The following is an 11,672-nucleotide window of genomic DNA, read 5'->3' on the forward strand; positions in this document are numbered from 1 at the left end:
GTCCTTTCGGTGGTGGGATTCGACTGTGGAACGGTGTGGCGTCACCCCTTGACCGCGCCGAGCATCACGCCGCGGACGAAGTACCGTTGGACGAAGGGGTAGACCGCCAGGATCGGCAGGGTGGTCAGCACGATCGTCACGGCCTGGAAGGTGGCCGCGGCCTGGACCTTGTCGGCGTCGGCGGCGGAGGACTCGGCGCTGGTGGCGCCCGCGATGAGGTTGCGCAGGTAGACGGTGACCGGCAGCAGGTCCTGCTTGTCCATGTAGAGGAACGCGGCGAACCACGAGTTCCAGAAGGACACCGCGTAGAAGAGCACCATCGTCGCGATGATCGCCTTCGACAGCGGCAGCACGATCCGCAGCAGGATGCCGTACGTGTTCAGCCCGTCGACCGCGGCGGCCTCCTCCAACTCGGTCGGCAGGCTCTCGAAGAACGCCTTCATGACCAGCAGGTTGAACACGCTGATGGCGTTGGGGACCACGACGGCCCAGATGGTGTTCTTCATGCCCAGGCTGGTGACCAGCACGTAGTTGGGGATCAGGCCGCCGGAGAAGAACATGGTGAACAGCGCGATGCCGACGAGGACGCCGCGCCCCTTGAGCTGAGGCTTCGACAGCACGTACGCGTAGCAGGTGGTCAGCACGATCGAGATGAGCGTGGCGACCACCGTGTACACCACTGTGTTGCGGTAGTTCGTCCAGAACATCCCGTCGGACATCACCAGCTTGTACGCGGTCAGGTCGAACCCGCGCGGGACGACTGTCACCTTCCCCGCGAGGATGTACGCCTCGTCGCTGAGCGAGCGGGCCACGATGTTGAGGAACGGGTACAACGTCACGACCACGACGCCGAGCAGGACGATCGTGTTGACGACCCGGAAGATCCGGTAGCCCCGACTGTCCACCTGGCCCCGGGTCTTCGGGGCGTCGCTCTTCGTACCGAGGATCACCACAGGCTCGTCCCCACCGTCCGCCGGGAGATCAGGTTCGCCGTCAGGACCAGGACCAGCCCGATCACCGCCTCGAAGAGACCGATGGCGGCGGCGTAGCTGAAGTTGCTGGACTGGAAGCCCATCCGGAACAGGTACGTGGAGACCACGTCGGCGGTCGGGTACGTCAACGGGTTGTAGAGCAGCAGGATCTTCTCGAACCCGACAGCGAGGAAGCTGCCGATGTTGAGGATCAGCAACGTCATCATCGTCGGTCGGATCCCCGGCAGCGTCACGTGCCAGGTCTGCCGCAGCCGGTTGGCGCCGTCGATCCGGGCCGCCTCGTACAGGTCCTCGTCGATAGTGGTGAGGGCGGCGAGGTAGAGGATCGTGCCCCAGCCGACGGTCTGCCAGACCTCGGACGACACGTAGATGGTGCGGAACCACCCCGGCTGTTGCAGGAACGCCACCGCGTCGCCGCCGAAGAACCGGACGAGCTGGTTGGCGGTGCCCTCGATCGAGGTCAACTGCATGACCATCGCCGCCACGATCACGATCGACAGGAAGTGCGGCAGATACGACACCGACTGCACGAACCGCTTGAACCGGCGGGCACGCACCTCGTTGAGCAGCAACGCCAACACGATCGGCAACGGGAAGCAGAACAGCAGGGTCAGCGCCCCGAGCACAAGCGTGTTGGTGAAGACATCCCAGAACGTCGAGTCGGTCAGGAACATCCGGAAGTACCGCAGGCCGACCCAGTACTCGCCGAAGATGCTGCCGCCGGGCTTGAACCGGCGGAACGCGATGACGTTGCCGATCATCGGCAGGTACCGGAAGACCAGGAAGAACAGCAGCGGCAGGACGGCGAGGGAGTAGAGCTGCCAGTCCCGCCGCAGCGCCTGCCGCCAGCTCTGGCGGCGGCGCGGCGCCCGTGGGGCGGAGCCGGCCGCCTCCGCCGGGGACCGGGGTGGCGCCGGCGGCGGTGGCCGTAAGGTCGATGTCATCCTCGGCCCCTCCTAGACGGGATGCGGGACGGCCACGAGGGGCTCCACCCGCACCGACGTGAGCAGTTCCCGTTGGTGGCCGACCTGGCGCTCGACGCCGGTCAGCCGCAGCGGCACTGTCGCCGCCGCGTCGCCGCTCGACCGGCCGAAGCGCAGCTCCACGTCGCCGGGCTCGACGACCCGCCGGCCGGACAGGCCGGTGAACGAGGCCACGTCGGCCGGTACGCCGAAGGTCACGTGCGCCGCCGCACCGGGCTCCAGCGTCAGTCGGGTGTAGCCGACCAGCCGGACCACCGGGCGGGTGGTCTGCGCGACCGGGTCGTGCAGGTAGAGCTGCACCACCTCGGTGCCGGCCCGGTCACCGGTGTTGGTGACGGTGATCCGCACCCGCGCCTCGCCGTCGACCGGCCAGGCCGCCGGCGCATCCGGCGTCGCGTCGGCCCGATCCAGCACACCGGCGTCGGACCAGTCGAAGGTGGTGTAGCTCAGCCCGTGCCCGAACGGGTACGCCGGGGTGGGGTCGACGGAGGAGACCTTGTTGCGGCGACCGAGCGGCGGCGCCAGGTAGGTGCCCGGCAGGCCGCCGGCGTCGCGGGGAACGCTGACCGGCAACCGGCCGGACGGGTTCACCGCACCGGTGAGCACCTCGGCGAGCGCCTGCCCGCCGAGCTGCCCGAGGAAGAACGCCTGCACCACGGCCGCCGCGGTGTCGAACTCCGGGCCGAGCGCGTAGGGGCGACCGGTCATCAGCACCAGGACGACCGGGGTGCCGGTGGCGAGGACGGCCCGGACGAGTTCGGCCTGGACGCCGGGCAGCCGCAGGTCGACGGCGTCGCAGCCCTCACCGGAGGTGCCCCGGCCGAACATTCCCGCGCGGTCGCCGACGGCGAGCACACACACGTCGGCGGCGGCGGCCGCGGCGACCGCGGCCGGGATGCCGGAGGTGTCCGCACCGGTGATGGTGCAGCCCGGCTCGTGGCTGAGCAGCGGGACGCGTCGGGCCAGCTCGTCGCGCAGCGTGGGGATCTCCAGGCCGAGCCCGTGGTCGACGTGGTGGATGCCCACGTGGTTGGGGAAGGAGTAGCAGCCCAGCATGGCCATCGGGTCGTCGGCGGCCGGCCCGATCAGGGCGACCCGGCTGCCGACGGCCAGCGGGAGAACGCCGGTGTTGCGCAGCAGGACGACGGACTCCCGGGCCAGGCGGACGGCCACGTCCTGGCTGACCTCATCGTCGAGTCGCAGGGACGCCACGTCGTCGGGCAGTTCCTGCCAGTCCTCGTCGAGCAGACCGATCTCGATCTTCTGGATCAGCACCCGCCGCAGCGCCCGGTCGACGAGCGCCTCGTCGACGTCGCCGCGGCGGACCGCCTCGACAAGCGGGGCGCCGAAGGCGTCCACTGTGGGCAGCTCGACGTCGATCCCGGCCCGCAGGGCGAGCCGGGCGGCGTCGGCGGCGTCGCCGGCGACACCGTGCAGGGTCTCCAGGAACCGGACGGCGAAGTAGTCGGCGACCACAGTGCCGGTGAAGCCCCACTCGTCGCGCAGCAGGCCGGTGAGCAGTTCCTCGTCGGCGGCAACCGGCACGCCGTCGATCTCGGCGTAGGAGTTCATCACCGAGCGGGCGCCCCCGAGGCGCAGGGCCATCTCGAACGGCGGCAGGATCACGTCGGTCAACTCCCGGCGGCCCATCGGCACCGGGGCGAGGTTGCGTCCACCCCGGGAGGCCGAGTAGCCGGCGAGGTGCTTGAGGGTGGCCACCACACCGGCGCCCTCCAGGCCCCGCACGTACGCGGCGCCGGTCGTCCCCACCAGGTAGGGGTCTTCGCCGATCGTCTCCTCGGTGCGGCCCCAGCGATAGTCGCGGGTGACGTCGAGGACCGGCGCGAGCCCCTGGTGCACGCCGGCGGCGCGCATGGAGCGCCCGATCCGGTCGGCCATCGCCTCGACCAGGTCCGGGTCGAAGGACGCGCCCCAGCCGAGCGGGGTCGGGTAGACGGTCGCCCGCCAGGCCGCGAACCCGGTGAGGCACTCCTCGTGCACCTGGGCCGGGATGCCGAACCGACTGGCGGCGACGATCTGCGCCTGGGAGGCGGCGAGCGACCGGGCGCCGAGCACCGGATCGACCGGCGCGGTGCCGAACGGCCGGGTGAGCTGACCCAACCCGTGCTGGATGATGGTGCTCCACGGCGGAAGCTCGCTGATCATGTCGGACTGGTGGGGGGCGACGCCCTCGCCGGAGGCGTCCGCGCCGACCCAGACCCCGATCAGTTGCGCGATCTTCTCTTCGAGTGTCATCAACGGCAGGAGCGCCTCGGCCCGTTCGGTCGGCGACAGCTGCGGATCGCGCCACGGCGCGGCGTCGCTGTGCACGGGCAACTGACTTCTCATGCCATGACCCCTTAGCTCCGGCCACATCCCCGTGCCCTCGTGGAACCAGCTCCGTGGCGGACGTTCACGCGATCCGAAACTTTCCGGAAGCCTGCGCAACCTTTTCGGCAACCTAAGTGCCCCATCGATGAGTGTCAAGGGTCTCAGCTGGACTCCAGCGACCACTCCCTGCACACGGTGACGCCACCATCGGCACACCGTCGCGAATCCGCCGCGAACTGACCGGCGAACGGGCCGGCCGGCTGCCGCAACGGCTGGCGTGATCGGCCGATCGTGTTAAGGTCTCCCGAAAATTTCGGATGCTGTATGGGGCTGCGATGACAGAGCACCGCCCGCTCGATCCACCCGCCTCCACCACCATCGCGACAATCGCCCACGACGTCGGCGTCTCGGTCGCCACGGTGTCCAAGGTCCTCAACGGACGCGGCGATGTCGCCCCCAGCACCAGAGCGCGCGTCGAGGCGAGCCTCGATCGCCACCAGTACCAACGCCGCGCCCGACGGCCCTCGACCAGCGGAGGGCGGATCGATCTCGTGTTCCACGAGTTCGACACCGGGTGGGCCATGGAGATCCTGCGTGGTGTCGAGGCGGTGACCGCCGCGGCCGGCATCGGGTTGTCCGTCGCTCAGCTCAACGGCGCGCACCGCCCTCCGGCCCGCTGGCTGGACGCGATCCTCGCCGACCGCCCGTTGGGCGTGGTGTTCGTCCTCTCCCACCTGGCCGAGGCACAACAGCAGCACCTGCGGCGTCAGGGCATACCGTTCGTCGTCGTCGACACCGACAGCGCGACCTCGGCCTCCGTACCCACCGTCGGGTCGAACAACTGGAACGGTGGCCTGCTGGCCGCCCGGCACCTCCTGGAGTTGGGGCACCGGCGGATCGCCATCATCTCCGGGCCGCCCGATGTGCTGTGCAGCCGGGCCCGCGCTGCCGGCTTCCAGTCGGCCCACGAGGAAGCCGGGCTCGTGGTCGACCGCGAGCTGATCCGCTACGGCAGCTTCTCCGCGGGAGCCGGGCACGCCCACGGGCTGGAACTGCTCCGCCTGCCGTCCCGACCCACGGCGATCTTCGCCGGCTCCGACATCCAGGCCATGGGGGTGCTCCGGGCCGCCCGCCAGTGCGGCCTGCGAGTGCCCGAGGACCTGTCGGTGATCGGGTACGACAACCTGCCGGTCTCCACCTGGACCGACCCGGCCCTCACCACGATCAACCAGCCGTTGCGCGACATGGCGGGCATCGCCACCCAGATGCTGCTCGACCTGACCAGGGGCAACGAGCCGGCGACCAGCCGGATAGACCTGGTGACCGAGTTGGTCGTCCGGGAGAGCACCGCACCCCCCGCCAGCCCGCACTGACCCGAGCCCCCTGCGAGGACCCGTGCCCCACGCCGCCACGCTCGACGAACTCCAGCGGTACGCCCCCCAGGTCGTCGAACCCGACGACTTCGACGAGTTCTGGCGCGACACCCTCGTCGAGGCGACCGCCCGGCCGGTGCTCGTCGACGTCCGTCCAGAGTCCACCGACCTGCGGCTGCTCGACTCCTGGGACGTCACGTTCGCGGGCTTCGGTGGCGACCCGGTCCGGGCCTGGTACACCCGCCCCGCCGGCGCGTCGGGGCCACTGCCCGCCGTCGTCGAGTATGCCGGCTACGGCCGTGGTCGCGGCCTGCCCCACGAGCGGCTGACCTGGCCGACGGCCGGGTACGCCCATCTGCTGATGGACAACCGGGGCCAGGCGGGTCAGTACGGCGCCGGAGACACCCCCGACCCGCACGGCGCACCCGGCGGGCCCTGGCCGGCCACCTGGGGAATCCTCGACCCGCGCGACTACCACTACCGGCGTCTGATCACCGACGCGGTCCGGGCGGTCGAGGCGGTCCGCTCCCTGCCGGGGGTCGACGCGACCCGGGTCGCCGTGGCCGGCAACAGCCAGGGCGGCGGCCTCGCCCTGGCGGTGGCCGGCCTGGTCGGCGATCTCGGCGCGGTGCTGACCACCGCGCCGTTCCTCTGCGACATGCGGCGGGCCGTCCAGCTCAGCGACCCCGCGCCGTACGGCGAGATCGCCCGGTTCCTGGCCGTGCACCGGGAGGCCGAGGACGCGGTGTGGCGCACCCTGTCCTACGTCGACGGGGTGAGCTTCGCCCGACGGGCGACGGCGCCGGCGCATTTCGGGGTCGGGCTGCGGGACACCGTCTGCCCGCCGAGCACCGGCTTCGCCGCGTACAACCAGTACGGCGCGGCGGCCGGGCTGCCGGTGCCACCCGCGCGCGAGATGCACGTCTACCCGTTCAACGGTCACGAGGGCGGCGAAGCCGTGCACGTCCGGCGTCAACTGCGCTGGCTCGCCTCGACGCTGCACCCGGCTGGTCCAGCCGGAACGTGAGCCCGCCGCCCGGCCGGGACCCGGGTCGCAACGCATAGTCGGGCGCCGATCTATTGCCGGTGTTAGCGATAACACGTTAGGGTGCGTCAGGCGAGGTGCAGGGCACACTTCCGCCCCGGCTCATCGATCTGTCGCCCCCGACCATCGATGACCGGTGTCCGCGATAGCGCCACGACCACCAGTGCAGACGTCCGGGTTCGTGGTCGTTCCGCGCGGCCCGCTCCCCCGCGTACCGCGTCCTGACGGCGACCGTCCTCCTGGTGGCCGCTGTCGTCGCGCACCCTCACCACCAGAGGAAGTCCCATGAGCAGTGCAACGCTCGGCCATCCCGTCCCTCCGTCACCCCCCACCACCGCGACGACGCCAAGGCCCCGACGAGCCCGCCTCTGGTGGGCGGCCCTGGCCGCCGTCGCCGCCGTGGCCGCGGCCGTACCGATCGCGACCGCTCCCGCCATCGCGGAATCCAACGGCGGCGTACGCGTGATGCCGCTGGGCGACTCGATCACCGACGGGTTCAACGTCGCGGGTGGCTACCGGATCGAGCTCTGGCAGCGGTTCATGTCCGGCAATTACCGGATCGACTTCGTCGGCTCCCAGTTCAACGGCCCGTCCAGCCTTGGCGACCACGATCACGAGGGCCACTCCGGCTGGACCATCGCCCAGATCGACGCCAACGTCGTCAACTGGTTGCGGGCCACGAATCCCCGGACCGTGCTGCTGCACATCGGCACCAACGACATGTACGGCGACACCTCCGGCGCCCCGGGTCGGCTGGCCACCCTTGTCGACCGGATCACCAACACCGCCCCCAACGCTGACGTGTTCGTCGCCACGATCATCCCGAAGTCCGGCGCGGACAACCAGGTCCGGGGGTACAACGCGGCGATTCCCGGAATCGTGCAGACCAGGGCCGCCGCCGGCAAACACGTCCACCTTGTCGACATGTACCGCGCCCTGACGCTCAGCGACCTGGCCGACGGGGTGCACCCCAACGCGACCGGCTACCGCAAGATGGCCATGGCCTGGTACGACGCTCTCCGGGCGGTGCCCGGCAGCATCGGCAGCAACAGTCCGCCGACCACCGGGCCGCCGACCACCGCGCCACCGACCACCGCGCCACCCACCACCGCGCCACCCACCACCGCGCCACCCACCACCGCGCCTCCGACCACGCCGCCGCCGACCACCCCGCCGCCGACCGGTGCGTGCCGGGTCACGTACACGGTCAACTCCTGGGGTAACGGTCTCACCGCGTCCGTCTCGGTGGCCAACACGAGCAGCACCCCCGTCGACGGTTGGGCGCTGGCGTTCACGCTGCCCAGCGGGCAGACCATCACCAACGGCTGGAATGCCAGCTACTCCCCGTCGAGCGGGGCGGTGACCGCCCGTAACGTCTCCTACAACGCGACGATCGCGCCGAGCACCTCTGTCGACATCGGCTTCCAGGCCACCCACACCGGGAACGCCGACCGTCCGTCCGCGTTCACCCTCAACGGCACCGCCTGCACCGTCGCCTGACGATTCCGTCGCGGTGCCGGGTCGCACCGGCCCGGCACCGCCCCGGCGAGAGATTATTGACGCGCCGTGTCGATCCGCGCGCCGCTCGTTCGACGTGGGGGTGCGAGGGCCGGGAGGCGGTCCCGCCGGACGAGGAGAACGCGATGTCGAAGTACATGCTGATCATGCGGGGCACCGACGAGACGAACGCGGCCATGATGGCCTCCATCGACGAGGCGATGGCCGCGACCGGCCGGTTCATCGAGGAGATGATGGAGGCCGGTGTGCTCGTCGCGGCCGAGGGGCTGGACGATCCGGGCCGGGGCGTCGTTGTCGACTTCAGCGGCGAGGCCCCGGTGGTCACCGACGGGCCGTACGGTGAGACCCGGGAACTGTTCGGTGGTTACTTCCTCCTCGATGTCGCCACCAAGCAGGAGGCGGTCGAGTGGGCCACGCGGATGCCGGCCGTCCGCGGGTCCCAGATCGAGGTCCGGCGGGTGGCCGAGGCCGACGAGGTCCCGCCCGGCAGCGAGAGCAACGGCCGGAGCTGATGGGTACGGCCGACGTCGAGGCCGTCTGGCGGGTCGAGTCGGCCCGGATCGTCGCCGCGTTGACCCGGTTCACCGGCGACTTCGGGCTGGCCGAGGACGCCGCGCAGGAGGCGGTGGCGGAGGCGCTGGTGTCGTGGCCGCGGGCCGCACCGGCCAACCCGGCCGGCTGGCTGATGGCCACGGCCCGGCGGCGGGCGATCGACGCGATCCGCCGCCGGGTCGCCCTACAGGACCGATACGCCCTGCTGGCGGCCGACCCGACGGTCGACGAGGACGTCGATCTCGACAGGATCGACGACGACGTCCTGGCGCTGATGTTCGTCAGTTGCCACCCGGTGCTCTCCCCGGCGGCCCGGGTGGCGCTGACCCTGCGCGTGGTCGGCGGCCTGAGCAGCGAGGAGATCGCCCGCGCGTTCGTGGTACCGGTGCCGACCGTGCAGGCGCGTGTCACCCGGGCCAAGAAGACGATCGCGGCGGCCCGGGTGCCGTTCGAGCTGCCGCCGGCCGGCGAGCGTCGGGCACGGCTGGGCGGTGTGCTCAGCGTCCTCTACGTGATCTTCACCGAAGGGTCGACGGCCACGTCGGGCGACCGGCTGGTGCGCCCGGACGTCGCGTCCGAGGCGGTCCGGCTGATCCGCACGCTGGCGGCGCTGCAACCGGACGAACCGGAGGTGCACGGCCTCCTCGCGTTGTGCGAGCTGACGGCCGCGCGCTTCCCGGCCCGGACCGCCCCGGACGGTTCGCCGGTTCTGCTCGCGGATCAGGACCGCCGGTTGTGGGACCTCTCGGCGATCCGCCGCGGGCTGGCCGCGCTGGCCAGGGCATCGACTCGCGGCCTCGGCCCCTACGGCCTACAGGCCACGATCGCCGCCATCCACGCCTCGGCGCCCTCGGTCGAGGAGACCGACTGGGATCGGATCGTGGTGCTCTACGAGGCGCTCGGCCGGGCCGCGCCCTCGCCGGTGGTCGAGCTCAACCGGGCCGTCGCCGTGGCCATGGCCTCGGGTCCGGCGCAGGCCCTGACCATCGTGGACGAGCTGATCGCCGCGAACCGGCTCCCCGGCTCGCACCTGGTCCCGACCGTACGCGGTGAGCTACTGACCCGCCTCGGCCGGCGACCGGAAGCGCGCGCCGAGCTGGAGCTGGCGGCCCGGCTCTGCGCCAACCAGCGCGAGCGCTCGGTGCTCCTGGGTAAGGCGGCGGCGCTGAGCTGACGTCGGCAGCACGGCCGGGCAGCCACAGCGGATGGCGAGCGCCGAGCTAGACGGTCATGAGTCCGTCGCGCGGTAGAGCCGGCTGACGGTCTCGGCCACACAGACGGGCTTGCCGCCGCTGTCACTCTCCACGGTGACCGTCGCGACCAGCTGGACGCCGCCGGTCACCGGGGACACCTCGGCGATTGTCGCGGCGGCGCGGACGGCGGCGCCGACCCGCACCGGGGCGGGGAAGCGCACCCGGTTCAACCCGTAGTTGACCCCCATCGCCACCCCCTCCACCCGGTAGAGCCGGCCGGCCAGCGCCGGCAGCAGCGACAGCGTCAGGTACCCGTGGGCGATGGTCCCGCCGAACGGCCCCGCCGCCGCCCGCGCCGGGTCGAGGTGGATCCACTGGTGGTCGTCGGTGGCGTCGGCGAAGAGGTTGACCCGACTCTGCTCGATCCGTTCCCACGGACCGGGTCCGAGGGTCTCGCCGACCGCGCTGGCCAGTTCCTCGAACGAGCTGAAGACTCTCATGTCAGGTCTCCCTGGGACTAGAAGGCGTTGACGCCGGTGAGCGCGCGTCCGATGAGGAGTTGCTGGATCTGACTGGTGCCCTCGTAGAGGGTGGCGACCCGGGCGTCGCGCAGGTACTTGCCGACCGGGTACTCGTCGATGTAGCCGTACCCGCCGAAGACCTGGACCGCGTTGTTGGCCGCGCGGACGGCGGCCTCGCTGGCGAAGAGCTTGGCCATCGACGCCTCGGTGGCGAATGGCTGGTCCCTGTCGATCAGGTCGGCCACCTGCCACACCAGCAGCCGGGCGGCGGCGGTGTCCACGGCGATCGCGGTGAGCAGTTGTTGGACGAGTTGGTGCCCCGCGATGGGCTTGCCGAACTGGGTGCGCTGCCCGGCGTAGCCGACCGCCGCGTCGAGGCAGCCCTGGGCGATGCCGACGCATCCGGCCGCCACCGACATCCGGCCCTTGGCGAGGGTGGCCAGGGCCAGCCGGAACCCGCCGCCCTCGGCGCCGAGGCGGGCCGCGTCGGGGACGCGTACCTCGTCGAGGCGTAGCTCGCCGGTGGCCTGGCCGCGTAGGCCCAGCTTGCCGTGGATCTCCCGGCGGACCAGCCCCGGGCTGTCGGTGGGCACCAGAAACGCGGTGACGCCGCGGTGCCCCGGGCCGCCGGTGCGGGCGAAGACCAGCGCGACGTCGGCGGTGGTGCCGTTGGTGATGAAGGTCTTGGTGCCGGTGAGCAGCCAGTCGGTGCCGTCGCGGACCGCGCGGGTCCGCAGCGCGGCCGCGTCCGAGCCGCTGTCCGGCTCGGTCAGCGCGAAACAGCCGAGCGCGGTGCCGGCGCAGAGTCGGGGCAGCCACTCGGTCCGCTGCTCGGCCGAGCCGTGGGCGGCGATCGACTTCGCGACAAGCCCGAGGGAGACCGACACGATGCCACGCACCGCCGAGTCGCCCCGGCCAAGCTCCTCCAGGACCAGGCAGTACGCGAGGTGGTCGCCGCCGGAACCGCCGTCGGCCTCGGCGATGGTCAGCCCCAGGAAGCCCAGGTCGCCGAGCATGCCGACGATGGCGGGGTCGACCGACTCGCGCCGGTCCCAGGCGGCGGCGTGCGGCGCCAGCTCGCGGTCGGCGAACTCGGCGGCCAGCTGGCGGACCGCGGCCTGCTCGGCGGAGAGGGTGAGGTCCATGGCCTTCAAACTAGCGGTG

10 protein-coding genes are annotated in these 11,672 nt (G+C 71.6%); 5 read left to right on the forward strand and 5 right to left on the reverse strand.

Going from position 1 to position 11,672, the window contains the following annotated elements; genetic code table 11:
• Window positions 1-41: 41 nt before the first annotated feature.
• From ACQPWW_RS19785 to ACQPWW_RS19795, 3 genes are read right to left on the reverse strand one after another with little or no spacing between them, the layout of a single operon-like run.
• Entirely contained in the window at window positions 42-950 is a 909-nt protein-coding gene (locus ACQPWW_RS19785; protein ID WP_433124562.1) for a carbohydrate ABC transporter permease, read from the reverse strand.
• Window positions 947-1,936, reverse strand: coding sequence for an ABC transporter permease (locus ACQPWW_RS19790; RefSeq protein WP_433124563.1), 990 nt, complete (start codon window positions 1,934-1,936; stop codon window positions 947-949). Before ACQPWW_RS19790 ends, ACQPWW_RS19785 begins: the two co-directional genes overlap by 4 nt.
• A gap of 12 nt (window positions 1,937-1,948) precedes the next feature.
• On the reverse strand, window positions 1,949-4,324 hold the full coding sequence (locus tag ACQPWW_RS19795; RefSeq protein ID WP_433124564.1) for a glycoside hydrolase family 3 N-terminal domain-containing protein: 2,376 nt from the start codon (window positions 4,322-4,324) through the stop codon (window positions 1,949-1,951).
• A 317-nt stretch (window positions 4,325-4,641) separates the two neighbouring features.
• Between ACQPWW_RS19795 and ACQPWW_RS19800 the strand changes: the two genes are divergently transcribed.
• The 5 genes from ACQPWW_RS19800 (at window position 4,642) to ACQPWW_RS19820 (ending at window position 9,968) form a co-directional block, all read left to right on the forward strand.
• The gene (locus ACQPWW_RS19800) at window positions 4,642-5,679 is read left to right on the forward strand and encodes a LacI family DNA-binding transcriptional regulator (protein ID WP_433124565.1); all 1,038 of its coding nucleotides are present in this window, start codon (window positions 4,642-4,644) and stop codon (window positions 5,677-5,679) included.
• Between the two features lie 22 nt (window positions 5,680-5,701).
• Window positions 5,702-6,706, forward strand: a complete 1,005-nt coding sequence (locus ACQPWW_RS19805) for an acetylxylan esterase (RefSeq protein WP_433124566.1) — start codon at window positions 5,702-5,704, stop codon at window positions 6,704-6,706.
• Window positions 6,707-7,009: 303 nt separating this feature from the next.
• A complete protein-coding gene (locus ACQPWW_RS19810; protein WP_433124568.1) occupies window positions 7,010-8,224 on the forward strand; it encodes a cellulose binding domain-containing protein in 1,215 nt (404 codons plus the stop codon).
• A gap of 143 nt (window positions 8,225-8,367) precedes the next feature.
• Window positions 8,368-8,754: a YciI family protein gene (locus ACQPWW_RS19815; protein WP_433124569.1), complete on the forward strand. Its 387-nt coding sequence runs from the start codon at window positions 8,368-8,370 to the stop codon at window positions 8,752-8,754.
• Complete coding sequence (locus tag ACQPWW_RS19820; protein WP_433124570.1) at window positions 8,754-9,968, forward strand: RNA polymerase sigma factor; 1,215 nt, start codon at window positions 8,754-8,756, stop codon at window positions 9,966-9,968. The genes ACQPWW_RS19815 and ACQPWW_RS19820 overlap by 1 nt, the downstream gene beginning before the upstream one ends.
• A 54-nt stretch (window positions 9,969-10,022) precedes the next feature.
• On the opposite strand, the gene ACQPWW_RS19825 is transcribed toward ACQPWW_RS19820, so the two are convergent.
• Both ACQPWW_RS19825 and ACQPWW_RS19830 read right to left on the reverse strand, forming a co-directional pair.
• Window positions 10,023-10,487 carry a MaoC family dehydratase gene (locus ACQPWW_RS19825; protein ID WP_433124572.1) on the reverse strand — a complete coding sequence of 155 codons (465 nt, stop codon included), beginning with the start codon at window positions 10,485-10,487 and terminating at the stop codon, window positions 10,023-10,025.
• Window positions 10,488-10,504: 17 nt separating this feature from the next.
• Complete coding sequence (locus tag ACQPWW_RS19830) at window positions 10,505-11,653, reverse strand: acyl-CoA dehydrogenase family protein (protein ID WP_433124574.1); 1,149 nt, start codon at window positions 11,651-11,653, stop codon at window positions 10,505-10,507.
• Window positions 11,654-11,672 lie beyond the last annotated feature (19 nt).

It is taken from the genome of Micromonospora sp. CA-240977, assembly GCF_050942285.1.
Taxonomy (GTDB): Bacteria; Actinomycetota; Actinomycetes; order Mycobacteriales; family Micromonosporaceae; genus Micromonospora.

What these genes read in the sequence shown, in the direction of transcription:
- ACQPWW_RS19820 (WP_433124570.1), top strand. Translation starts at nt 8,754, where the DNA reads ATGGGTACGGCCGACGTCGAGGCCGTCTGGCGGGTCGAGTCGGCCCGG.
- ACQPWW_RS19800 (WP_433124565.1), top strand. Translation starts at nt 4,642, where the DNA reads ATGACAGAGCACCGCCCGCTCGATCCACCCGCCTCCACCACCATCGCG.
- ACQPWW_RS19810 (WP_433124568.1), top strand. Translation starts at nt 7,010, where the DNA reads ATGAGCAGTGCAACGCTCGGCCATCCCGTCCCTCCGTCACCCCCCACC.
- ACQPWW_RS19815 (WP_433124569.1), top strand. Translation starts at nt 8,368, where the DNA reads ATGTCGAAGTACATGCTGATCATGCGGGGCACCGACGAGACGAACGCG.
- ACQPWW_RS19830 (WP_433124574.1), bottom strand. Translation starts at nt 11,653, where the DNA reads ATGGACCTCACCCTCTCCGCCGAGCAGGCCGCGGTCCGCCAGCTGGCC.
- ACQPWW_RS19795 (WP_433124564.1), bottom strand. Translation starts at nt 4,324, where the DNA reads ATGAGAAGTCAGTTGCCCGTGCACAGCGACGCCGCGCCGTGGCGCGAT.
- ACQPWW_RS19790 (WP_433124563.1), bottom strand. Translation starts at nt 1,936, where the DNA reads ATGACATCGACCTTACGGCCACCGCCGCCGGCGCCACCCCGGTCCCCG.
- ACQPWW_RS19825 (WP_433124572.1), bottom strand. Translation starts at nt 10,487, where the DNA reads ATGAGAGTCTTCAGCTCGTTCGAGGAACTGGCCAGCGCGGTCGGCGAG.